Here is a 21,639-nt window from a genome sequence, read left to right as displayed (position 1 = left end):
CGCACCGAGCCTCCCGTCCGGCGTCGGGTCCGGCCGGTTCAGTCCTGACGCGACAGGAGGAAGTCGTTGATGCGCTCCGTCATGCCGAGGTCCATCTCCTGCGGAACGCCGTTGACCGTGTGGATCGGAGCGGCCTGCCGGATGCTCGACACCAGCCACAGCGCGTCCGCAGTCCGCAGGTCGTCGAGGGTGACGAGTTCGTAGGCGGTCTCGATGCCCTCCTGCTCGGCGAAGCGGAAGACGTCGGCCTGCGTGGTGCCGTCCAGGATCCCGATGTCGGTCCGTGGGGTGACGAGGCGGCCACCGACCGCCATGATGAGGTTCGCGCGGGTGCCCTCGAGGACGTAGCCGTCGGTCGAGACGAAGAGCGCGTCGTCGGCACCGCGGCGGACGGCCTCGCGGAGGGCGGCCATGTTGATCGCGTACGACAGCGTCTTCGCGCCCTGCAGCAGCCAGGGCGAGGTCCGCTCGACGTCGTGCCGGTAGCCGCGGTCCAGCGTGACGACCCCGATGCCCTCGGTGCGGTCGCGGGTCTGGTCGGCGGAGGGGGCCGCGTAGACCCAGCCGGTCGGACGGCCGAGGCCCTCGACCCCGCGCGTCAGGACGGTCTTCGCGTACGCCTCGCGCACCGGGTCCAGGCGTGCGCAGACCGCCTCGATCGCCTGTCGCCAGGCGTCGAGGTCCGGCTCCGGCAGGTCGAGCTTGGCGGCGGACCGACCGAAGCGGGCGAGGTGCGCCTCGAGTGCCTGCGGACGACCGTCGATGACCGTGATCGTCTCGAACACACCGTCACCCCGGGTCAGGCCGAGGTCCATCACCTGGATGTGCTCCTCGAGCGGCTTCACCCACGTGAAGGCCTCCGCCTCCGGGTCGTGCGGCGCGGCGGCGCGGGAGGGCTGGTTCAGGACGGCGAGGACGGTGTCGGTCATGCCCCCATCCAACCCCAGGCGGGCGTCAGCGACCACCGGGCAGTGCGTCCATGAGCTTCCACACGGCCTCGGTGAGTTCCGGGTGCTGGAGCGCGATGCGGCGGAGGCGGTGGTACTCCTCGCCGTGCTCGGTGCCGTGCCCGGATGCCGGGTGCGACGACCACTGTGCGCTGCGCTGGCCGATGCGGACGTCGAGTTCCATCGCCTCGGCGCGGAGGATCAGCACGACCTGCTCGTCGACGCTCGGCAGCGTGTGCATGAAGTCCCAGGGATCGTCACCCTGCCGACACCGGTGTTCGACGATGACCGAGATCTCCTCGGCGGCTTCGGCGCGCAGCACCTCGAGGCTGCGCCCCGTCCTGCGAGACTCAGCCATGACGCCCCCACAGCACGCCTGCCATGCATCGAGCGTACGTCATCCGATCGGCCACACTGGACACATGACCGAGCGCGACGAGAGCAAGTCCCAGCACCCGGCCGTCGTCGTCGTGTACCTCCTGCGGGACGGCGCGGACGGGCCGGAGGTGCTGCTCGGCGAGAAGCGGCGGGGCCTCGGCACCGGCCGCGTGGTCGGACCGGGCGGCAAGCGCGAGGGTGTCGAGACAGCGGTCGAGACCGCCGTGCGCGAGGTGGCGGAGGAGGTGGGCCTCCGCATCGACCCGGCCGACCTGGAGGCCCGTGGCACGTTGGACTACCGGTTCCCGTTCCGCCCCTCCTGGTCCCAGGTCTCGGACGTCTTCGTCTGCCACCGCTGGCAGGGCGACCCGTCGGGCGGTGACGAGTTGGAGCCCAGCTGGGTGCCGGTGGGCGCCGTGCCGTACGACGCGATGTGGGACGACGCGCGCTACTGGCTGCCCGGGGTCCTGGCTGGCGGGCGGGTCGATGCGCGGGTGGTGTTCGCGGAGGACAACGCCTCGGTCGCCGGGTTCACCGGGACGGGGATCGGCGAACCGGCCTGATCGCGCTGCCCGGTACCGCCGTCCTGACGCTCTGACCGCCGGCGCTCGTCAGCGTGCGCGCTGCGTCGGGGTGTTGCCGGTGCGCGCGGCTTCGGCCTCGGCCATCACGTCCGCGTCCCCGCTCTGTCCGCCGAGCGGCCGGACGAAGAAGTCGACGACGCCGAACACGATCGCGGCGACGAGCGCGAACATCGCCCAGCCGTCCCAGAGCCCGGCGACGCTGCGGCCACCGCTCGGCGCGAGCACGATGCTCGTGACGTAGGACAGCGCCGCGATGACGAGGAAGACGACGACGATCGTCATGAGGAGGCGGTGCCAGGCGGTACGGGTCATGATCGGATCAGGATAGCCCTCGCTCGGGCGCTCATCGACGTGGGTTCAGCGGCTGGTTCTCGAGCCCGTCGCGGCCGCCCGTGAAGACGTCACCGGCGGCGCGTTCGTCCTCCCAGTCGTCGTCGCGCAGGACCTGCAGCGTGCCGGTCTCGGTCGAGATGAGGCCGTTCCGCTCGAGCTCGGCGTCACGCTCACGGCCCAGGAACTCGCGGTTCGCGGTGTTCGCGTCCTGGAACATCGTGGTCCGGCCGGTGACGATCGCGCGGATCCGGCGGCGTTCCCACCACTTCTTGCCGAGGAACATCAGGACGAGCCCGGCGGCGGCGTAGCAGCCCATCGTGACCAGGCCGCGCTCCGGGCCCGGGCCGACGCCGTAGAGCTGGTGCTTGATCATGTCGACCATGCTCGAGCCGACCACGACGTTGTTGAGCCACGCGAACGGCTCCGGCATGAACCACTTCGGGTAGGCGCCACCGGAGGACGGCATCGACAGGAAGACGAAGCAGATCATGGCCGGCGCGGCGATGAACCGGCCGACGAAGTAGCTCAGGCCGTTCACCGCCAGGCCGATCGCCACGATCCAGCCCCAGGCGATGAGGACGAGCGGGATGAAGTGCCCGTGGATCGCGCCGACGACGGGGCCGGCGAGGGTGTTCGTGATGAGCGAGATGACCAGCCCACCGGTGACGATGACCGTCATGCGCGTCCGGTGACGCAGCGGGCCGCCCATGATGCCGATGAACATCGCGACCATGTAGCCGCCGATGCACCACGCGAGCATCACGTACATCGCGACCGTGCCGTACTCGTCGTAGGCCGGCAGGGGAGCGAGCTCGGTCACTCGAGGGGCGGCCAGTCCCGCGCCGGTGAGCACCGCGGTCAGCGTGGCGGGCACCAGGCTCGCGACCTGGAACTGGTGCGCGCTGGCCTTGAACAGCTCGTTGGCCGACGGGTCGTAGGCGACGGCGATCGTCCCGGCGACGACGTCGCGCTTCGCGCCGGCGAGCGAGTCGTAGGACGAGAAGAGGTACTCGCCGGGGAGCGCCTTCTGCACGGCCCCGATGAACGTCTGGTCGCTGCCGACGATGCCGATCGGGACGTCGTGCGGATGCGGGGCGTGGAACGCGAACACGTAGCAGAGGCAGAACCCGACGATGAAGAACAGCGGCATCCACAGCTGGAGCCCGATGAGCTGCAGCGACGGGTGCAACGTGGCGTACCAACGGCGGTAGCGGCCGATGTGTTGCTTCGGAGGCGGAGTGGGGCGCGCCTCCCGGCCGGGGCGGTGGACCGGCCGTGACCGCTCGTGCGCGACCCGCGCTGTGTCGTCGGCGCTGCGCGTCGGGAGGTCGTTGTTCCTGCGTGCTTCGTTCCGCGGCGTGCTCACTCGGCGGTGCGCTCCTGTCTCGTCGTCTGGCGTTCCAGGGTACGCCCGGGCGCCAGGGTGCGGGCAGGTCAGGAACGGCTGCGGGACGCCTGCGCCGAGTCCATCGCGAGCTCTTCAGCGTCGAGGGTCACGAGCACGCGGCGCATGACCTCCTCGTCGAGGTTGCCCTTCTCGCGTTCCTCGAGGACGATCTCGCGTCGGCGGTCGAGCAGCTCGCGGCGGATGTCCTGGATCTGCGTCCCGCGGAGCCGAACCGAGGTCCTGCGGTCCTCGGACTCCTCTTCTTCTGCGTCCTGCCGGAACGTCTCCGCCTGGCGTTCGAGACGGGCCTTCAGACGGGCGAGGACCTTGTCGGTCGCTTCCGGACCGTACCGGGTGCCCCACTCCGGCCGACGTCGGTCGAGCAGCTCGATCGCGGCGACGGTCGTCCGCTGGTTGAGCAGCATCTCGCTGCGTCGGTCCTTGTCGTCCTCGGCCGGGTCCTGCACCCTGAGGGCGCGGATCACGAACGGCAGCGTCAGCCCCTGCAACAGGAGGGTGCCGACGGTGACGATGAACGCGATCACGAAGATCGTGTCCTGCGCCGGGATCTGCGTCGGGCTCGCGACGACGGACACGGCGGCGGCGAGGGTCACCACCCCGCGCATGCCGGTCCAGGAGATCACCGTCAGCTCGCGCCAGTTCAGTCTCGGTTCCGCCGTGCCGCGGATCCAGCGCAGGGAACGGTGTCCTCGGGACAACCGGACGCGCAGGGGACGGATGAAGCGGCCGTGGAGGCGGTTCCGCGCGTACGACTCGAAGATGAACAGCGGTCGGACCAGGATCACGACCGCGAGCACGACGGCAGCGGCGGTCAGGGTCTGGCCGAGGCTGCGTTCACTCTCCACCAGGTCCTGCACGACCGTGTTGAGCTGCAGTCCGATCAGTGCGAAGACGAAACCCTCGAGGATGACGTCGATGCTCGTCCAGAGCGGGCGTTCCTGCAGTCGGGTCGCGTACCCCTCCTTCGGCGAGTTGTAGCCGATGTAGAGCCCGGCGGTGACGACCGCGATCACGCCGGAGCCGGACAGCTCCTCGGCCAGGATGTACGCCACGAACGGCAGCAGGATGCTCATGATCGTCTCGACCACCGGGTCGTTGATCCGCATCCGGATCCAGTGCACGAAGACGCCGAGGACCCCGCCGACGACGAGTCCGACGCCGATCGCGAGGCCGAAGATCGCGAGGTCCTGCCAGATCGTCAACGAGGCCCCGGCGATGATCAGCGTGAACACCCGGACCAGCGTCAGGGACGCCGCGTCGTTGATCAGGCTCTCGCCGGAGAGCACCGTCATCACGCGTCGGGGGAGCCCGAGCTTCCGTCCGATGGCCGCGGCGGACACCGCGTCCGGCGGGGCGACGATGGCGCCCAGGAGGATCGCGGCGGGCCACGTCATGTCGGGGATGATCAGGTACGCGGCCAGCCCGACCGCGAGCGCCGTGACGATGACCAGGAAGATCCCGAGCCGTCGGATCTGCTTGATCGAGCCGCGGAAGCTCTGCCACGACACGTCGAGCGCCGCCGAGTAGAGCAGTGGCGGCAGGACGACCGTGAGGATCACCTCTGAGTCGATCTCGATGTGCGGCAGTCCGGGGATGAACGACACGCCCAGGGCGACGGCGGTGACGAGCAGCGGTGCCGGGAGTCCCCAGGCCCGAGCGAACCCCGTGACGGCGAGTGATCCGACCAGCAGGATGAGCAACTCGGCGATGTCCACGGGGCCATCTTCCCATCCCGGAGCCGCGGACCTGAGCGAACGTGAAGGCCAGATGAACGACAGGTGTCCGTTCGGCTTGCTCGATGCCCGCTCGCCTGGGACACTTGCCCGCGGTGGACATCACGCTCATAGTCGTCCTGGTCATTGCGTTGGCCCTCTTCTTCGACTTCACAAACGGTTTTCACGACACCGCCAACGCAATGGCGACCCCGATCGCGACCGGCGCCATGAAGCCCACGGTGGCGGTCTCCGTCGCAGCGGTGCTCAACCTCGTCGGGGCGTTCCTCAGCACTGCTGTGGCGACGTCGATCTCGCACGGGCTCATCAACGAGGGACCCGGTGGCGTCGCCATCAGTCCGGAGATGATCTTCGCGGGACTGATCGGCGCGGTGGTCTGGAACATGATCACCTGGCTGCGCGGCCTGCCGTCGTCGTCCTCGCACGCGCTCTTCGGCGGCCTCATCGGCGCCGCCATCGTCGGGGCCGGCTTCGACTCGGTGAACTACGCGGCGCTGCTGACGGTGGTGATCATCCCCGCCTTCCTGTCGCCGGTGATCGCGTCGCTGGTGTCGCTGCTCGCCACGCGGATCGCGTACCGGATCACGCGGCGTCCGGTGTTCCCGAACGAGCGCGGCGGGTTCCGGATCGGCCAGATATTCACCTCGTCGATGGTGTCGCTCGCACACGGCACGAACGACGCGCAGAAGACGATGGGCGTCATCACGCTCACACTCATCGCGTCTGGTGCGCAGTCGGCGGACCAGGGCGTGCAGTTCTGGGTCGTCGTGGCCTGCGCGCTCGCGATCGCACTCGGTACCTACACCGGCGGGTGGCGGATCATCCGGACCCTCGGTTCCGGCATCACCGAGATTCGTGCCACGCAGGGGTTCGCGGCCGAAGCCTCGACCGCTGCGACGATCCTGGCCTCGAGCCACCTCGGCTTCGCGCTCTCCACCACGCAGGTGTCCTCCGGGTCGATCATCGGCGCCGGACTCGGTCGGCGCGGGTCGAAGATCCAGTGGTCGACCGCGGGCAAGATCGTCATCGCCTGGTTCATCACCCTGCCGGCGGCGGCTGCGGTCGGCGCGGTCGCGTCGGGCATCGCCCGCTTCGGCGTGATCGGCCTGGTGATCGACGCGGTCGTCGGTGCGATCGTGATCCTCGGCCTGTACCTTTGGTCGCTCCGCAAGCCGCACGAGCACGCTTCGGCCATCGAGATCGACGTCGCCGCGAACGCCGTGCTGACCCGCAAGGAGCAGCGCGGACTGCAGCGCAAGAAGCGTGCCGAGGCCGTCGCCGCCCGCCGCGCCGAACTGAGCCGTGAGCGGACGCTCCGCCGCATGGCCGGACGCAAGGGAGGCCGTCGCTGATGGGCATCGCCACTGACGGACGCCGCGGGGCGTTCCGGCTTGGAAGGACCTGCTGATGGGCATCGCCACTGACGGACGCCGCGGGGCGTTCCGGCTTGGAAGGAGCTGCTGATGGGCATCGCCACTGACGGACGCCGCGGGGCGTTCCGGCTTGGAAGGACCTGCTGATGGGCATCGACTGGGGGGCGTTCCTCCTCGTGGCACTCGTCGCCGTCGTCTCGGCGTGCTTCGTCGTCTCGGTGTACTCCGTTGGCCTCCGCTTCTGGAGCGCCGCCGACACCCGGGCCGGCAAGTACACCGTGAAGGACGACGGCACGATCGGCCCGGCCACCGCAGGATTCCCGGACCCGAACGCTGCGGCGTCGGCCGTCCGGATGCTGCGGGCGCTCGCCGTGGTCTGCTTCGTGCTCTGCGGTGCGGCCGTGCTCTACGGCATCTACCTGATCGTGCCCGCCTTCCACTGAGGCACCGCGCGACCCATCCGACTGCGGTCGGCCTCCGGGCCGGCCGCTGTCGCGTTGCCGGCCGCTGTCGCGTTGCCGGGTGTGCCCGTCCGCTGGGGGCGAGCGGGCGGAATGTCAGGGTGCCTCACCGTCGTACCACGCGTTCCCGCCCGCTCGTCGTCTGCCGGACGGAGGCGGCTGGCGGCCTGGTCCCGCGCCTCCCGTCCGCTCTCGGGCGTGAGCGGGCGGAATGCCAGGGTGCGTGACGGTCGCACCACGGGTTCGTGCCCGCTCGCCGTCTGCCGGACGGGAGGTACGCGGCGGGCTGGCCACGCGCCTCCCGTCCGGCTCACGCGAGCGGGCGGAGTACCAGGGTGCGTCGCGCGCACACTCTGCTCTTGCGCCCGCTCACCAGATGGACTCCGCCTCGAGTGCGAGCGGGCGGAAAGGCGGCGCGCACGCCGTACGCGCGCCGCTTTGCGCCCGTTCGCCTGCCGCCCACTGGGCAGCTGGCGGCCCGGAGGCGCGTGGCGGCCTGGCCCCGCGCCTCCCGTCCCCCGCACGCGAGCGGGCGGAAACGCACTGCCGCGGCGAATGGCACCGCCCGTTTCCGCCCGCTCATCGGAGCGGGCCCCGTTCGAGTCAACACGCGGGTGCGAGCGGGCGGAAACGCGCCGCCGCGGCGAATGGTACCGCCCGTTTCCGCCCGCTGGTCGGAGCGGGCCCGGTTCGAGTCAACACGCGGGTGCGAGCGGGCGGGAACGCGCCGCCGCGGCCGATGGCACCGCCCCTTTCCACCCGTTCACCCCAAGGCGGACAGGAGGCGCGTGGCGGCCGGGTGGTGCGCCTCCCGTCCCCAGGACGGCGAGCGGGCGGAACTCCGTGGCGGGCGGGGAGAGGACCGTTGCATTCCGCCCGCTCGCCCCGTTCCGCACCGGCCGGACGGTCGCGGGCTACCCTCGGAAGGTGACCCGCGACGGAGAGGAACACAACGTGACGAGCGCTGCCACCCGCACCGAGACCGATTCCCTGGGCTCGAGGGAGGTGCCCGTCGACTCGTACTGGGGCATCAACACCCTCCGGGCGATGGAGAACTTCCCGATCGCCTCCGTGCCGATCGCGGTGTACCCGGACCTCGTCGCAGCGCTGGTGACGGTGAAGCAGGCGGCGGCGCGCGCGAACCGGGCGATCGGGGTCCTCGACGACGAGCGCACCGACGCCATCGACCGTGCTGCGCAGGAGGTCCGCGACGGCGCCCTTCGCGACCAGTTCGTGGTCGACGTGGTGCAGGGTGGCGCGGGCACGAGCACGAACATGAACACGAACGAGGTCCTGGCGAACCGGGCGCTGGAGCTGCTGGGCCGCGAGAAGGGCGACTACGCGTACCTGCACCCGATCGACCACGTGAACCGCAGCCAGTCGACGAACGACACGTACCCGACGAGCATCAAGATCGCGATGATCTACGGGGTGCGTCGCCTGGCCGACCAGCTCGAGCAGCTCTCGGCCGCGTTCGCCGAGCGGGGGAACGCCTTCGCGGACGTCCTCAAGGTCGGTCGAACGCAGCTGCAGGACGCCGTGCCGATGACCCTCGGCCAGGAGTTCACGGGTTTCGCGCACACCATCCAGGAGGACGTCGTCCAGCTCCGCCGGGTGGTGCCGCTCCTCTGCGAGATGAACCTCGGCGCGACCGCGATCGGCACGGGCATCACGGCGGACCCGCTCTACCGCGACGAGGTCCGCAGGCAGCTCGCCGACGCGTCCGGCGTCGACGTCGTCACCGCGCCGGACCTCATCGAGGCGACGAGTGACGCCGGGGCGTTCATGACGCTGTCCGGCACCGTGAAGCGCAGCGCGATGAAGCTGTCGAAGATCTGCAACGACCTGCGACTGCTGGCGTCGGGTCCGCAGGCGGGCCTCGGCGAGATCACCCTGCCGCCCCGGCAGGCGGGGTCCTCGATCATGCCGGGCAAGGTGAACCCGGTGATCCCGGAGGTCGTGAACCAGATCGCGTTCGCCGTCGCCGGCGCGGACACCACGGTGACGATGGCAGCGGAGGGTGGGCAGCTCCAACTCAACGCCTTCGAGCCGATCATCGCCCACTCGATCCTGCAGTCGCTGCAGTGGATGGCCCGCGGGTGCGCGACCCTCCGCGAGCACTGCGTCACCGGCATCCAGGCGAACGAGGCCAAGCTCGCCGCGCAGGTCGACACGAACGTCGGCGTCGTCACGGCGCTGACGCCGTACATCGGCTACGCGGCGGCGGCGTCGATCGCGCACACGGCGCTGACGACCTCGACCCCGATCTCGACGCTGGTGATCGCGGCGGGCCTGATGGACGAGCACCAGGTGCACCGGGTCCTCAGCCCGGCGCGGCTGTCCGGCATCGAGCTCGCGACGGGCGCGATGCCGGTGATCACCGAGGCGATGCTCGAGCAGCACGCCCGCGACGTCGCACCGCGTCCGCCGCAGGTCTGACGGCGGGACTCACCGGACGGGAGGCTCGTGGCGACGCCGCCACGAGCCTCCCGTCCGTCAAGCGACCCGACGGGCTGCTCCCGCCGACGCGCAGCTCACGGCATCGGCCGCTCGCCCGCGCGCACCTGCCCTGCCACCCGCCGGAGCTCCTCGTCCCGCGGGGAGCCCTCGTCGTCGGGGAGTTCGGCCGCCGCGGCCCGCACCTGCGCCGCCGCCGCGATGTCCTGGTCCCGCCACCGGGCGAGTGTGAAGTTCCGGGTGACGTCGCGGAGCGGCAGGCGGATGGTCTCGTCGGCCTCGATGCCGGCGAGCAGCTGGCGCATCCGGATCACCTCGGAGTCGAGTTCCCCGCCGACGACGAGCACGAAGTTCGAGATGTACAGGTAGACGAGCAGCAGCAGCGCACCGCCGAGCCAGCCGTACGCCCGGTTGCCGCCGCCGATCGTCTCCACGTACAGCGCGAAGCCGACCGTGGCGAGCGCCCAGGTGCCGATCGCGAAGCCGGCACCGGCGGACACCCACCGCAGCTGCGGCGTCTTGACGTTGGGCGTGGCGGTGTAGAGCACGGCGACCATGACGACCAGGTCAGCGGCGAGCACCGGCCACTTCACCACGTTCCAGACGTCGTCGGCCCAGGACGGCCAGCCGACCTGTCGCACGACGGCGGCGGAGATCATCGGGGTGCCGAGCAGGATCACGAGCGCGACGGCACCGCCGACCATGACCAGCAGCGTGACGAGGAGCATCATGCCGCGGAACTTCCAGATCCGCCGGCCCTCCTCGACCTCGTAGGCGGTGTTCATCGCCCGGCCGAACGCGGTCGCGTACCCCGACAGTGACCACAGCGTCAGGACGAGTCCGACGGTCGCGCCGAGCCACGGGTTGTCGAGCGTCAGCAGCTGCCGGAGCGGGGTCTCGAGGTGCTCGGCGGTCTCCGGTCGCACCAGGACACCGAGGACGCCGACGATGTCCGCCACGCTGTCGCCGCCCTGGTCGACGACCGCGAGGAGCGACACCACGGTCAGCGCCGTCGGGAACACGGTGAGCACGGCGAAGAACGTCAGCGACGCGGCGGAGTCGACGACCCGGTGCCGGATGACCGAGTGGTACGTCCGACGCACCACCGCCCGGACCTCCGAGCGGCGCAGGTCGCGTTCTCGGCTCGCCGGCATGGGTCGACGGTACCGGCTCCGTCAGTTCGCGTTCGGGTGCAGGGCGTCGTACCGCCGGAACGACGGCACCAACCGGAGCAGCAGGGCGACCAGCGCGATGATGAGGACGCCGCCGATGACCGGCGGGTAGGCGAACCCGGCCGCGACGACGAGGCCGGCGTACAGGTCGCCGACGCGCGGGCCTCCCGTGACGACGACGATGAAGATCCCCTGCAGTCGTCCACGCATGCCGTCGGGCGCCGCGGCCTGGAGGATCGTCCCGCGGAACACGCTGCTCACGTTGTCCGCACCGCCGGCCACCGCGAGGAACAGCGCGCACAGCACCAGCGCCGGCAGGATGCCGGTCGAGAAGGTCTCGGACGGCCGCCCACCCAGGAGGTGCGCGCAGGCGACGACGACACCGAACGCGGCGATCGCCCCGCCGTAGACGGTGATCGCCCAGCCGACCGCCTCGCCCTGCCGTCGGACGTGGCCGAGCGGACCGGAGAAGATGCCGGAGAGCAGCGCACCGATCGCGTACGCCGCGGTGAGCGCACCGACGGTGATGGACCCGCCGCCGACCACGAGGGCGCCGATGGCGGGGAACAGCACGCGGGGCTGCCCGAACGTCATGGCGATGATGTCGAGCACGAACGTCATCGTGATGTTGCGGGAGCGTCGGAGGAACTTCGCCCCCTCGATCAGCGACGACAGCCCGGGGCGCAGCGCGTCGTGCTCGGGAGCCATCCGCGGCAGGGTGATGACCCCGAGGAACGCCGCACTGAACAGCACGACGTCGACCGTGTAGGTCGGCGCGAAGCCGAACGCGGCGACCAGCACGCCGCCGACCGCCGGTCCGACGGTCACCGAGAACCCGGCGCTGATGCTGTTCAGGGCGCTCGCCGCCGGCAGGAGCTCGATGCCGACCAGGCGCGGCACGATCGCCGCGCGGGAGGCCCCGATCACGGTCCCGGCGACGGCGTTCACGGTGACCAGGACGTACAGCAGCACGACGCTGTCGAGTCCGAGCCAGGCGTGAGCGGCGATCATCGCGGTGGACACCCACGCCAGGACGGCCGAGACGAGGGCCACCGTGCGGCGGTCGAACGCGTCGGCGAGCATCCCGCCGTAGAGACCGGCCAGGATCATCGGCACCAGGGAGATCACGCCGACGAGCGACACCATGAAGGTGGAGCGGGTGATCTCGTACACCTCGAGGCCCACGGTGACGCTGGTCATCATGGTGCCGATGCCGGCGATCGAACTGCCGATCCACAGGCGCGCGAACGCGGGGGAGCGGTGGAGGGGGGTGAGGTCGGCGAACAGGGAACGGTGGGGCTTCGTGGGGGCGTCCACGGGGGCTTCTGGTGTCACGGTGGAACCATTCTGTGGCCTGGAGGCCGCCTGCGGGGCCGGGTTTCGTTCTCTGGTTGACTGACGAGCATGACTGACCTGAACAGCAAGCCCGAGTTCGACGCCCCCGAGGGCCCGGCGCCCACCGACCTCGTCATCACCGACATCGTCGAGGGCGACGGCGCCGTCGCCGAGTCCGGCTCGACCGTCAAGGTCCACTACGCGGGCGTCGAGTACGAGTCCGGCGAGGAGTTCGACAGCTCCTGGGGCCGTGGCGAACCGATCGACTTCCCCCTCGCGGCGCTCGTCCGCGGCTGGCAGGAGGGCATCCCCGGCATGAAGGTCGGCGGCCGTCGCAAGCTCGTCGTCCCGCCGGAGCTCGCCTACGGCCCGGCCGGCGGCGGACACTTCCTGTCCGGCAAGACCCTGATCTTCGTCATCGACCTGCTCGGCGTCCGCTGATGGCGGGCGTCCCGGAGGTCCCGACCCTCGAGCTGAACGACGGGCACCGCATCCCGGCGCTCGGCCTCGGCACGTACTCGCTCGACGGCGACGAGGGGATCGCCGCGGTCGGTGCGGCGATCACGAGCGGGTACCGCCTGCTCGACACCGCGCTGAACTACGGCAACGAGGACGCCGTCGGTGCAGCGGTCCGCCGCGCCGAGGTCCCGCGCGACGAGTTCGTGGTGACGTCGAAGCTGCCGGGACGCCACCACGGCTACGACGAGGCGCACCGATCGGTGGACGAGACCCTGGCGAACCTGGGGCTCGACCACCTGGACCTGTACCTGATCCACTGGCCGAACCCGTCGGTGGGCAAGTTCGTCGAGACCTGGAAGGCGTTCGTCGACCTGCGGGACAGCGGCAAGGTCCGCTCGATCGGTGTCTCGAACTTCACGCCGGAGCACCTCGACCGCATCATCGACGCCACCGGGGTCGCACCGGCCGTCAACCAGGTCGAGCTGCACCCGTACTTCCCGCAGGCGGAGCTCCGAGCCGTGCACCAGCGGCTGGGCATCGTCACCGAGAGCTGGAGCCCGCTCGCGAAGCAGTCCGAGCTCCTCACCGAGCCACCGGTCACCGCCGCGGCCGGCGCGCACGGGGTGTCGGCCGGCCAGGTCGTGCTCCGCTGGCACGTCCAGCTCGGTGCCGTCCCGGTGCCGAAGTCGGGCGACCCGGACCGGCAGCGCGAGAACCTCGACGTGTTCGGCTTCACGCTGAGCGACGACGAGGTCCAGGCCATCTCCGCGCTCGAGCGCGGTCGGCTCTGGGACGGCGACCCGGACACGCACGAAGAGATGTAGTCGCGGGCGGTCGCGGTCGCGGCTGCGATCGAGTCGAAGCCGACCGGGGCGGGGGGATACGATTGGTCCCCCTGTCCCGAAGGGTTGCGAGTGTCCGAAGCGCGTGTTTCCGAACCCACCGAGATCGACCGTGAACGCGGTTACGTCGACGGTCTGTTCCACCGACTCGACGAGCTGACGGCGGAGGCCGCCCAGCGACTCGCCGAGACCCGTCGACAGACCGTCGGCGGCAACCACCAGAGCCGCAGCGAGCGGGACGCGTTCGCCCGGCTCTACGAGGACACCGTCGCGACGCTCGAACGCGTCGGCGACCGGCTCGTCTTCGGCCGCCTCGAGGTCCAGGACCCGCCGGCCGACGAGGACGCCTTCCGCTACATCGGTCGCGTGGGTCTCCGTGACGCCGACCACCGTCCGCTGCTGCTCGACTGGCGGGTGCCCGGTGCCAGTGCGTTCTACCAGGCCACCGCGGCCCATCCGATGGGCATGCGCGCCCGCCGGCACCTGACGCTCGAGGGCCGAACGGTCGTCGGCGTCGAGGACGAGGTGTTCGACGCCACCCTGTACGACGACGAGCGCACCCACCTGCAGGGCGAGGGGGCGCTGCTCGCCGCGGTCACCGCCGAGCGCACCGGTCGGATGACCGACATCGTCGCCACCATCCAGGGCGAGCAGGACCGCATCATCCGCTCCCCGCTCGAGGGCGTGCTCATCGTCCAGGGTGGGCCCGGGACCGGGAAGACCGCGGTGGCGCTGCACCGCGCGGCCTACCTGCTCTACTCGTACCGTGAGCGGCTCCGGGGCTCCGGGGTGCTCGTGGTCGGCCCGTCCCCGGCGTTCCTCACCTACATCGAGCAGGTCCTGCCGTCCCTCGGCGAGACCGGCGTGGTGATGGCCTCCCTCGGTTCGCTCTACCCGGGGCTGCACACCACCGTGCACGACAGGCGCGACGTCGCCGCCGTGAAGGGCTCGGGCGAGATGGCCGACCTGCTGCGCCGGGCCGTGCGTTCGCGCCAGGTCGTCCCGACCGAGTCCGTCACGCTCGACGTCGAGGGCGAACGACTCGTCGTCCCGCCGCAGCTCGTCGCCGAGGCGATGCGTCGCGCCCAGGACCGCGGCAAGCCGCACAACGTCGCCCGGGTGTCGTTCAACAAGAACGCGCTCGATGCCATGACCCGCCTGCTCGCCGAGCAGCTCCGGCAGCGCGGTACGACGGTGGACGAGGCCGACGAGAAGGTCCTCCGCGAGGACATCCGCAGCTCGTACGACGCCCGCGTCCTGCTCAACACCGCGTGGCTGCCGCTGCCGGCCGAGAAGCTCGTCGAGGACCTCTTCGCCCGTCCGAACTGGCTGGCGTCGCTGACCCCCAACTGGTCCCCGGAGCGCCGGGAACTGCTCCGACGCGAGCGTGGTGCCGCCTTCACGGTGGAGGACGTCCCGCTCCTCGACGAGGCGGCCGAGCTCCTCGGCGAGTTCGACCCGACCGGCGGCGCGGCGAAGCGCCAGGCCAAGGCGAGCCGGAACCGCGACATCGAGAACGCCCGCCAGGCGATCGAGAACATGGGCGTCGAGGGCATCGTCAGCGCCGAGCAGGTCGCCGGGGCCTTCGCGGAGGGCGGCGACCCCCGCTCCACCGCCGAGCGCGCCGCCGAGGACCGCGAGTGGACCTACGGGCACATCGTGGTCGACGAGGCGCAGGAGCTCTCGCCGATGCAGTGGCGGATCCTCGCCCGACGGAACCCGCTGCGCTCCTTCACGATCGTCGGCGACATGGCGCAGGGCTCCTCGCCGGGAGCCGCCCGGACGTGGGACGACGTCCGCGGCGCGCTCTCCCGCCGTCGCCGGGGTCGTGCGCCGCAGGTGCCGCTGGACTCCCGGCTCGAGGAGCTCACCGTCAACTACCGCACGCCGCGCTCCATCGTCGAGGCCGCCGGGGCGTTCGCCGCCTCGGCCGGGCTGACGGTGACCGCGAACGAGGCGGTCCGCGACGGTGACCCGGTCGAGCGGCTGCACGTCGACCGAGCGGACCTGCTCGACACCGTCGCCCGCCGGGTCGACAGCGAGCGTGACCTGATCGGTTCGGGGACGATCGGCGTGATCGTGCCGGAGGCCGACGTCGCCGCCGTGCGCGCGCGGTTGGCCCGCACGGAGGCCGACGTCCGCGGGCTCGGTTCTCCGCGCCCGGGCTCGGTGACGGTGCTCACCGGTGCCGATGCGAAGGGCCTGGAGTTCGACGGCGTGCTGCTCGTCGACCCGGACCGCGTCGGGTCCGACGCCGCCCGTGCGGCTGCGGCGGTCTACGTCGCGATGACCCGCCCCACCCGCCGCCTGACGGTCATCGACGTCGCCTGACGGTCATCGACGTCACCTGAGGAGCACGACGGGCGACGTGGCCGGGAGGCCCGGCCTGCGTCCGTCAGGCCGGCTCGCCCTGGTCCCGCACCTGCGCCACGAGCGTCGCCCAGGGCCCGTCCAGTCGACGACCCGGGATGGTGACCGTGGTCCGGGCGACGGTGACCGTCCAGACGAAGTCGTCCCGGACGGCGTCACCCGCAGCCGGGTCCGTCGCCGGTGCCTGGTCGCGGGGGAGCGCGCCGACGAGCTCGGCCCACCGGTCGGCGTCCGGCCGGTCGTCGGTGTCGAGCCGCCAGGCCCGGGTCATGCCGGCGAACCCTCCGCTGCGGCGCACGACGATCTGCATGCCCCGCAACGTACGCCCTCCGTGCCCGCACCCGCACCCCCGCCGCAGCGTGTGCCGCCCCGCGTCAGGACAGGACGCCCACCGAGCGCCAGGCGTCTGTGACCGCGGCGCGTTCGCGCGAGTCCGCCCCGAAGCGGGTCGCCGCGGCCCGTACCGTGACGGCCGCGAACCCGGCGAAGTCGATGGACGCCGACACCTCGGCCGACGTCAGGGCGTCCCACCACACCTGCCCGGCGCCGACCCAGGCCGGGCCGCCGATCGTGGTCGCGGCGAGGAAGAAGGCGTGGTTCGGGATGCCCGAGTTCAGGTGCACGCCACCCTGGTCCTCGGTGGTCTCGACGTAGTCGGCCATGGTCGCCGGCTGCGGGTCCTTGCCGAGCACCGGGTCGTCGTAGGCGGTCCCCGGCGCACGCATCGAGCGCAGCGCGACCCCGTGCACGGCGTCGGTGAAGAGCCCCTCCCCGATCAACCAGGTCGCCTGCTCGGCGGTCTGCCCGGCCGCGTACTGGGCGACGAGGGAGCCGAAGACGTCGCTCATCGACTCGTTGAGCGCCCCGGACTGCCCCTGGTAGACCAGGTCGGCGGTGTACTGCGTGACACCGTGGGCGAGCTCGTGGCCGATCACGTCGACCGCGACGGTGAAGCGTCGGAAGACCTCGCCGTCCCCGTCCCCGAAGACCATCCGCTGCCCGTCCCAGTAGGCGTTGTCGTACTCCTGGCCGTAGTGCACGGTGGCCTCGAGGGGCAGCCCGGCACCGTCGATGGAGACCCGTCCGAAGACGTCGAGCCAGAACGCGTGCGTCGCACCGAGCCCCGCGTACGCCTCGTCGGTGGCGGCGTCCCCGGTGTCGCCCTCGCCCTCGCGTCGGACGACCGTGCCCGGCAGGGTGGTCGTGCCGGCGGCGGTGGAGATCGTCCGCTGCGGCGAGGCGTCGGGCGTGCCGGCGGTCCGGGGCGCGCGGAGGCCGGTGACCTGCTTCGGCTCCTGGACGCGGTCCATCGAGGCGAGCGCGGTCCGTGCCGCCGAGGCGGCGCGTGGGAAGCGGTCCGCCGGCGCGGCCGCGACGGCGCGCAGCAGGTACGGCGGGACGACGGAACGCAGGTGGCGGCTGGTCATGGCGACATGCAACCACCGGCGGCCGACAGCCGGACCGGTGTCGGGCCTCCCGGCCGTCGTCCGCGCGTCAGCCGCGCTTGCGGTTCGCGACCAGGGCGAGCGCGTACGACTCCCACCACTGACCCGCGGCCGGTCCGCCGTTGCAGCTGCCGTCGCTCAACCCGGGTGTCTTCACCCAGAGCAGCGCGTCGAGCCTGGTCGTGCCGAGCGTGACGTGGGGGAGCTGCCCGAGGCCGGCGCCCCCGGGGTTGCACCAGTCGCCCCGCCAACCCCGGCCGTTCCGTGAGACGTCGATGACGAAGTGCGGGTCCCCGCCGATCGCGTCGGCGAGTTCGTCGGCGTAGGCGCGCTCCTGGTCGACCCGGTAGAAGTTCGACACGTTCGTCGCGAAGCCCTGCACACGGTCGACGCCCGCGCGCCGCAGCCAGTCGGCCATCGTCGCGACCGGCACCCGGTTCTCGTTGCCGCCGTCCAGGTACACCGTCAACCCGTGGCCGGTGAGCGCCGCCACCGCCTTGCGGAGGAGCGGCAGCCGCGTGTCCCGCAGCCGCTCGCAGACCGCGATCTGCGCGATCGAGTCCGGTTCGACCAGGACGACCGCATGCGAGCCCGCGAGTGCCCGGACGACGGCACGGACCCACGGCAGGTAGGCGTCCTCCGCGGTACCGCCCCGTGACCAGTGCCCGCAGTCGCGGTCGGGGATCGCGTACAGCACGAAGACCGGGGTCTTCCGCTGCTCGCGCGCCGCCGCCAGGACGCTCCGCACGGTCGCGACCGTCTCGGGGACGGACGCGCTCGTCAGCCAGGTGGCGATCGGCTGGTCGGCGATCACGGCGAGACGGTCCGCGGTGGAGGCCCGACCCGCCTTCCGCGCGGCCGTCTCGTGCCAGCGTGCCTGGTTCGCGGTCGAGGGCTGGCGGGCGAGGCCGCCGGGCCAGGCCTCGGCGACGCTCCGGCGGTGCGCGACCGGACGGTCTCCGGCGTGCGGCAGCACCACGCTCACCGCCACGACGACGGCGACGACGAGCGCGCCGACGACCCCGATCCAGACCCACTGGCGCGTGGACGAGGTCCGTTGCGGTCTCGGCATCGGCCGTTCCTCCCTGTCGCGCGTCGCCCCCGACCCGCATCCGCTGCTGCCGTCATGTTCCCATCCCATCGTCATGCGATGCCAGGGTGCTGCCCAGCAGTCGTGCCCCAGACTGACCGGATGTTGCGGAAACTCCTCCTCCTGGCCCTGACGGGCGGCTACGCCTGGGTGATCTGGCGGATGACGCTGACCCCGCACGTGTTCACCTCGGCCGAGAACTCCCTCGTCCTGCACGCCGTCGCCTGGGTGCAGCACCTGCCGCACGGTGCCTGGTTCACGTACGACCGCACCGAGTTCCTGGCGAACGTCGCGATGTTCGTGCCGGTCGGGCTCATCGCCGCGCTGTGGCTGCCCCGTCGCTGGTGGATCCTCGGCGCGCTGATCGCCGTCGGGCTGTCGGTCGGGATCGAGTTCGCACAGGCCGAGTACCTGCCGTACCGCGTGGCCGATCCCCGCGACGTGCTGTCGAACGGCATGGGCGGCCTGCTCGGGGCGACGCTCGTCGGGTTCGTGCGGAGTCTGCTCCCGGAGCGTCGTCGGCGCCGCCGGCCTCTGCGGGCGCGGACCGTCTGAGCGACCGGGTCCCGTCGACGCGTTCCTGCTCTGGTATGCTCGTGCGGTTGCCGTCGAACGGCCGCGGATCAAGAGCGCTCACGCATCAGGTGTGGGCACCGCGCAACGGACAGAGCTCTCACGCAGAGCAGGAAAGGGGATCCTCCATGGCACTTGACGCCAAGATCAAGCAGGAGATCATCGAAGAGTACGCGACCCACCCGGGCGACACCGGATCCCCCGAGGTCCAGGTCGCCGTTCTGACGCGTCGTATCAACGACCTGAACGAGCACCTCAAGGAGCACAAGCACGACCACCACTCGCGTCGTGGCCTGCTCCTCATGGTCGGTCAGCGCCGCCGTCTCCTCGGGTACCTCTCCGACGTCGACATCGCCCGCTACCGCACGCTCATCGAGCGTCTCGGCCTGCGCCGCTAGTCGTACCAGGAGCGCTGCCGTCGTGCAGCCCTGCTGATCGGAAGCCCCGTTCCTCTCCGTGAGGGACGGGGCTTCTGTCGTTCCGCGTGCGAGCACCACGGGAATGCGCGTCGGCCTCCTCGGGTTCCTGCTACTGTTCATGCAAACGCATCGAAAGTCGGGAATCTCCATGACCACCATCGCCGTCGTCTCCGCCGGTCTCTCCGAGCCCAGCTCGACCCGCCTGCTCGCCGACCGCCTCGGCGCCGCGACCGTCGAAGCGCTGTCGACCGCCGGCCGCTCCACCGGCGAGCCGGTCGAGCTGCGGAACGTCGACCTCCGACCGCTCGCGCACGAGATCACCGATGCCATGCTCACGCGCTTCGCCGCCCCCGCCCTGGCCACCGCGATGGCGACGGTCGTCGAGGCGGATGCGGTCGTCTTCGTCACCCCGGTCTTCACCGCCGGCATGAGCGGCCTGGCGAAGTCCTTCCTCGACGTCCTCGACAAGGACGCGCTCACCGACATGCCGGTGCTGCTCGGGGCGACCGGCGGCACCGCTCGCCACTCGCTCGCCCTCGAACACGGCATCCGCCCGGTCTTCGCCTACCTCCGTGCCGCGGTCGTGCCCACCGGGGTCTTCGCGGCGACGGACGACTGGGGGAGCGACGACGCGGGCACGCTCGACGCGCGCATCCGCCGGGCCGGAGCCGACCTGGCGTGGATGATGCGGGCCTCCCGTCGTCATCCGCAGCAGGCGGACGCCCTGCCCGAGGTCGTGGACTTCGCGTCGCTGCTCGGCGGGATGCAGCGCCAGCAGTAGCCGCACTGCGTCGGGGTCAGTACCAGTGCGGGTCGACGCTCATCTCGTGACCCCAGGCACCGCACGGCGTGCCGTAGCTGCTCTTGATGTACGCGAGGCCCCAGTTGACCTGGGTCTGCGCGTTCGTCCGCCAGTCCGCACCGGCGGCGGCGAGCTTCGACGCGGGGAGTGCCTGCGGGATCCCGTAGGCACCACTCGACGAGTTCAGGGCGTTCGCGCGCCAGCCGGACTCCTGCGTCCACAGTGACACCAGGCAACCGAACTGGTCGTCGCCCCAGCCGTAGCTGCCGAGCACGCTCCGCGCGTAGGCCTGCGCGCCGGCCGGGTCGACCGTGACCCCCTCGGTGCTCGGGTAGGCGTTGCCGGCCGAAGCCGAACCCCCGGTCGAGGTGGGTGCCGCCGCGGCTGCCGCTGCTGCCCGAGCGGCGGCCCTCGCTGCCGCGGCTTGTGCTGCCGCCTGTGCGGCGACCGCCTGTCCGACCTCGTAGCGACGCTGCGTCTCGGCCGTCGAGTCCCGGAGTGTCGCGAGCTGCGCGTAGAGCTCGTCACTGTGCGATTCGGTCGACGCGACCGCCGCGTCCGCGCGCTGCTGCGCCGCCTTCGCCGTCGCGGCCTTCGCCTCGGCGTCCGCGGCGAGCGAGGCGCGCTCGTCCTCGGCCCGGGCCGCCTGGTCGTGCAGCGAGGACGCCGTCTTCGCCGAGACGGCGGCGTCGTCCAGCACGCCGGCCCAGGTCGTGGACAGCTGGTCGAGCGCGCCCAGCTGGTAGAGCAGGGCGTCCGGGTTCCCCGTCGTCGCGATCCGGGTGGTCATCTGATCGGTCGACCCGTCGCGGTACAGGTCCGCGGCCAGCCGTCCCGCCCGTGTCTGCGCGCGCTCGGCGGTCGCTGCGGCCTGGCGGGCGTGGGCCTGGAGGCTCGTGGCCGTCCGGGTGGCCTCGGCCAGGTCCGCCTCGGCCTGCGTCGCCTCCGCGGACCGGTCGAGGGCGACCTGCGACTTCGCGGCCGCCTCTGCCTGCACCGACTCCAGGGCCGCCTGGACCTTCGCGACCTCGGCTTGCTTGGCCTGCTCGTTCCCCTCCGCGCGCTGCACGTCCTGCCACGTCGGGTAGTCGGTGGCGGACGCCGGTGCGGAAGTGACCACCGGGACGACCAGGGCCCCTACGAGCACGGTCACGGCGAGGAGGACGTGCCGCCCGTGCGGCCGACGGACGAGGGCAGGGTTCCGACGCATCCCTGCAGGCTAGGCGAGGACACGCCCGTTCGCCTGGAGCACCGCCGCTCGTCCATCGCGGAATGCTAAGGTCGCCTGGTCTGGGGACCGTTCCCCGAGACGAATCACGACATCGCACGCAGACCGGCACGAAGCTGGTCATCGGTGGTGGCGTCCGGGCCGGTCCTCGTCCCGTGTGCTTCTACTGCTGGCCAGACATGCGTTCCGCGTCGTGGAGCGCACGTGCACGAGTGTGCCCGAGGCCTGGT

Annotated in this window: 21 protein-coding genes; 10 read left to right on the top strand and 11 right to left on the bottom strand. The window is 71.6% G+C overall.

The genetic code is table 11. From position 1 onward, the window contains the following. Positions 1-38: 38 nt before the first annotated feature. Both DEJ31_RS13385 and DEJ31_RS13380 read right to left on the bottom strand, forming a co-directional pair. Positions 39-929 (bottom strand): aminodeoxychorismate lyase, encoded by an 891-nt coding sequence (locus tag DEJ31_RS13385; RefSeq protein WP_111045181.1) that lies wholly within the window; start codon positions 927-929, stop codon positions 39-41. Positions 930-954: 25 nt separating this feature from the next. Continuing rightward, positions 955-1,305: a tryptophan synthase subunit alpha gene (locus tag DEJ31_RS13380; protein WP_110904027.1), complete on the bottom strand. Its 351-nt coding sequence runs from the start codon at positions 1,303-1,305 to the stop codon at positions 955-957. Between the two features lie 64 nt (positions 1,306-1,369). Here DEJ31_RS13380 and DEJ31_RS13375 point away from each other — a divergent pair, with 64 nt between their 5' ends. Further along, positions 1,370-1,888, top strand: coding sequence for an 8-oxo-dGTP diphosphatase (locus tag DEJ31_RS13375; RefSeq protein ID WP_181421589.1), 519 nt, complete (start codon positions 1,370-1,372; stop codon positions 1,886-1,888). A gap of 48 nt (positions 1,889-1,936) precedes the next feature. Here DEJ31_RS13375 and DEJ31_RS13370 read toward each other — a convergent pair whose 3' ends face one another. The 3 genes from DEJ31_RS13370 to DEJ31_RS13360 all read right to left on the bottom strand — a co-directional run bounded on the left by DEJ31_RS13370 (position 1,937) and on the right by DEJ31_RS13360 (position 5,365). After that, entirely contained in the window at positions 1,937-2,221 is a 285-nt protein-coding gene (locus tag DEJ31_RS13370; protein ID WP_110903955.1) for a hypothetical protein, read from the bottom strand. A 31-nt stretch (positions 2,222-2,252) separates the two neighbouring features. Then, the gene (locus tag DEJ31_RS13365) at positions 2,253-3,431 is read right to left on the bottom strand and encodes an ABC transporter permease (RefSeq protein ID WP_146243158.1); all 1,179 of its coding nucleotides are present in this window, start codon (positions 3,429-3,431) and stop codon (positions 2,253-2,255) included. A gap of 245 nt (positions 3,432-3,676) precedes the next feature. After that, entirely contained in the window at positions 3,677-5,365 is a 1,689-nt protein-coding gene (locus DEJ31_RS13360) for a sodium:proton antiporter (RefSeq protein ID WP_111122104.1), read from the bottom strand. A 113-nt stretch (positions 5,366-5,478) separates the two neighbouring features. On the opposite strand from DEJ31_RS13360, the gene DEJ31_RS13355 reads away from it, so the two are divergent. The 3 genes from DEJ31_RS13355 to DEJ31_RS13345 all read left to right on the top strand — a co-directional run bounded on the left by DEJ31_RS13355 (position 5,479) and on the right by DEJ31_RS13345 (position 9,656). Beyond that, complete coding sequence (locus tag DEJ31_RS13355; RefSeq protein WP_110903952.1) at positions 5,479-6,735, top strand: inorganic phosphate transporter; 1,257 nt, start codon at positions 5,479-5,481, stop codon at positions 6,733-6,735. A 167-nt stretch (positions 6,736-6,902) separates the two neighbouring features. Continuing rightward, complete coding sequence (locus tag DEJ31_RS13350) at positions 6,903-7,199, top strand: hypothetical protein (RefSeq protein WP_110903951.1); 297 nt, start codon at positions 6,903-6,905, stop codon at positions 7,197-7,199. A gap of 945 nt (positions 7,200-8,144) precedes the next feature. Further along, positions 8,145-9,656 carry an aspartate ammonia-lyase gene (locus DEJ31_RS13345; RefSeq protein ID WP_258366304.1) on the top strand — a complete coding sequence of 504 codons (1,512 nt, stop codon included), beginning with the start codon at positions 8,145-8,147 and terminating at the stop codon, positions 9,654-9,656. A 95-nt stretch (positions 9,657-9,751) separates the two neighbouring features. On the opposite strand, the gene DEJ31_RS13340 is transcribed toward DEJ31_RS13345, so the two are convergent. Together DEJ31_RS13340 and DEJ31_RS13335 are read right to left on the bottom strand one after the other, a co-directional pair. Next, a complete protein-coding gene (locus tag DEJ31_RS13340; protein WP_111122103.1) occupies positions 9,752-10,828 on the bottom strand; it encodes a YihY/virulence factor BrkB family protein in 1,077 nt (358 codons plus the stop codon). Positions 10,829-10,849: 21 nt separating this feature from the next. Further along, positions 10,850-12,163, bottom strand: a complete 1,314-nt coding sequence (locus DEJ31_RS13335) for an MFS transporter (RefSeq protein ID WP_258366303.1) — start codon at positions 12,161-12,163, stop codon at positions 10,850-10,852. Between the two features lie 87 nt (positions 12,164-12,250). On the opposite strand from DEJ31_RS13335, the gene DEJ31_RS13330 reads away from it, so the two are divergent. The 3 genes from DEJ31_RS13330 to DEJ31_RS13320 all read left to right on the top strand — a co-directional run bounded on the left by DEJ31_RS13330 (position 12,251) and on the right by DEJ31_RS13320 (position 15,813). After that, a complete protein-coding gene (locus tag DEJ31_RS13330; protein ID WP_111045050.1) occupies positions 12,251-12,622 on the top strand; it encodes an FKBP-type peptidyl-prolyl cis-trans isomerase in 372 nt (123 codons plus the stop codon). Next, on the top strand, positions 12,622-13,464 hold the full coding sequence (locus tag DEJ31_RS13325; RefSeq protein WP_111045051.1) for an aldo/keto reductase: 843 nt from the start codon (positions 12,622-12,624) through the stop codon (positions 13,462-13,464). The genes DEJ31_RS13330 and DEJ31_RS13325 overlap by 1 nt, the downstream gene beginning before the upstream one ends. 90 nt (positions 13,465-13,554) lie before the next feature. After that, on the top strand, positions 13,555-15,813 hold the full coding sequence (locus DEJ31_RS13320) for an ATP-binding domain-containing protein (protein ID WP_111045052.1): 2,259 nt from the start codon (positions 13,555-13,557) through the stop codon (positions 15,811-15,813). A 64-nt stretch (positions 15,814-15,877) separates the two neighbouring features. Here the strand turns inward: DEJ31_RS13320 and DEJ31_RS13315 are convergent, their stop codons facing one another. From DEJ31_RS13315 to DEJ31_RS13305, 3 genes are all read right to left on the bottom strand, one after another. Beyond that, entirely contained in the window at positions 15,878-16,162 is a 285-nt protein-coding gene (locus DEJ31_RS13315) for a protealysin inhibitor emfourin (protein ID WP_110904781.1), read from the bottom strand. Between the two features lie 64 nt (positions 16,163-16,226). After that, entirely contained in the window at positions 16,227-17,279 is a 1,053-nt protein-coding gene (locus DEJ31_RS13310; RefSeq protein WP_111122101.1) for a M4 family metallopeptidase, read from the bottom strand. A 67-nt stretch (positions 17,280-17,346) separates the two neighbouring features. Then, positions 17,347-18,369 (bottom strand): glycoside hydrolase family 6 protein, encoded by a 1,023-nt coding sequence (locus tag DEJ31_RS13305; protein ID WP_111122100.1) that lies wholly within the window; start codon positions 18,367-18,369, stop codon positions 17,347-17,349. 120 nt (positions 18,370-18,489) lie between these two features. Here DEJ31_RS13305 and DEJ31_RS13300 point away from each other — a divergent pair, with 120 nt between their 5' ends. The 3 genes from DEJ31_RS13300 to DEJ31_RS13290 all read left to right on the top strand — a co-directional run bounded on the left by DEJ31_RS13300 (position 18,490) and on the right by DEJ31_RS13290 (position 20,160). Beyond that, positions 18,490-18,942 carry a VanZ family protein gene (locus DEJ31_RS13300; RefSeq protein ID WP_110904778.1) on the top strand — a complete coding sequence of 151 codons (453 nt, stop codon included), beginning with the start codon at positions 18,490-18,492 and terminating at the stop codon, positions 18,940-18,942. Positions 18,943-19,088: 146 nt separating this feature from the next. Continuing rightward, positions 19,089-19,358, top strand: coding sequence for a 30S ribosomal protein S15 (gene rpsO, locus DEJ31_RS13295; RefSeq protein WP_110904777.1), 270 nt, complete (start codon positions 19,089-19,091; stop codon positions 19,356-19,358). Between the two features lie 169 nt (positions 19,359-19,527). Beyond that, on the top strand, positions 19,528-20,160 hold the full coding sequence (locus DEJ31_RS13290) for a CE1759 family FMN reductase (RefSeq protein WP_181433529.1): 633 nt from the start codon (positions 19,528-19,530) through the stop codon (positions 20,158-20,160). Between the two features lie 16 nt (positions 20,161-20,176). On the opposite strand, the gene DEJ31_RS13285 is transcribed toward DEJ31_RS13290, so the two are convergent. Continuing rightward, positions 20,177-21,391, bottom strand: a complete 1,215-nt coding sequence (locus DEJ31_RS13285) for a lytic transglycosylase domain-containing protein (protein WP_110904776.1) — start codon at positions 21,389-21,391, stop codon at positions 20,177-20,179. Between the last annotated feature and the right edge of the window lie 248 nt (positions 21,392-21,639).

The sequence above is a fragment of the Curtobacterium sp. MCPF17_031 genome (genome assembly GCF_003234035.1).
Classification (GTDB): Bacteria; Actinomycetota; Actinomycetes; order Actinomycetales; family Microbacteriaceae; genus Curtobacterium.
The sequence above is the reverse complement of the archived record's forward strand: the minus strand, read 5'-3'. Positions and strand labels throughout refer to the sequence as shown.

Coding starts and splice junctions, on each gene's coding strand:
- DEJ31_RS13315 (WP_110904781.1), bottom strand. CDS start 16,162: ATGCAGATCGTCGTGCGCCGCAGCGGAGGGTTCGCCGGCATGACCCGG.
- DEJ31_RS13310 (WP_111122101.1), bottom strand. CDS start 17,279: ATGACCAGCCGCCACCTGCGTTCCGTCGTCCCGCCGTACCTGCTGCGC.
- DEJ31_RS13385 (WP_111045181.1), bottom strand. CDS start 929: ATGACCGACACCGTCCTCGCCGTCCTGAACCAGCCCTCCCGCGCCGCC.
- DEJ31_RS13330 (WP_111045050.1), top strand. CDS start 12,251: ATGACTGACCTGAACAGCAAGCCCGAGTTCGACGCCCCCGAGGGCCCG.
- DEJ31_RS13350 (WP_110903951.1), top strand. CDS start 6,903: ATGGGCATCGACTGGGGGGCGTTCCTCCTCGTGGCACTCGTCGCCGTC.
- DEJ31_RS13325 (WP_111045051.1), top strand. CDS start 12,622: ATGGCGGGCGTCCCGGAGGTCCCGACCCTCGAGCTGAACGACGGGCAC.
- DEJ31_RS13375 (WP_181421589.1), top strand. CDS start 1,370: ATGACCGAGCGCGACGAGAGCAAGTCCCAGCACCCGGCCGTCGTCGTC.
- DEJ31_RS13305 (WP_111122100.1), bottom strand. CDS start 18,369: ATGCCGAGACCGCAACGGACCTCGTCCACGCGCCAGTGGGTCTGGATC.
- DEJ31_RS13300 (WP_110904778.1), top strand. CDS start 18,490: ATGTTGCGGAAACTCCTCCTCCTGGCCCTGACGGGCGGCTACGCCTGG.
- DEJ31_RS13370 (WP_110903955.1), bottom strand. CDS start 2,221: ATGACCCGTACCGCCTGGCACCGCCTCCTCATGACGATCGTCGTCGTC.
- rpsO (WP_110904777.1), top strand. CDS start 19,089: ATGGCACTTGACGCCAAGATCAAGCAGGAGATCATCGAAGAGTACGCG.
- DEJ31_RS13380 (WP_110904027.1), bottom strand. CDS start 1,305: ATGGCTGAGTCTCGCAGGACGGGGCGCAGCCTCGAGGTGCTGCGCGCC.
- DEJ31_RS13290 (WP_181433529.1), top strand. CDS start 19,528: ATGACCACCATCGCCGTCGTCTCCGCCGGTCTCTCCGAGCCCAGCTCG.
- DEJ31_RS13340 (WP_111122103.1), bottom strand. CDS start 10,828: ATGCCGGCGAGCCGAGAACGCGACCTGCGCCGCTCGGAGGTCCGGGCG.
- DEJ31_RS13285 (WP_110904776.1), bottom strand. CDS start 21,391: ATGCGTCGGAACCCTGCCCTCGTCCGTCGGCCGCACGGGCGGCACGTC.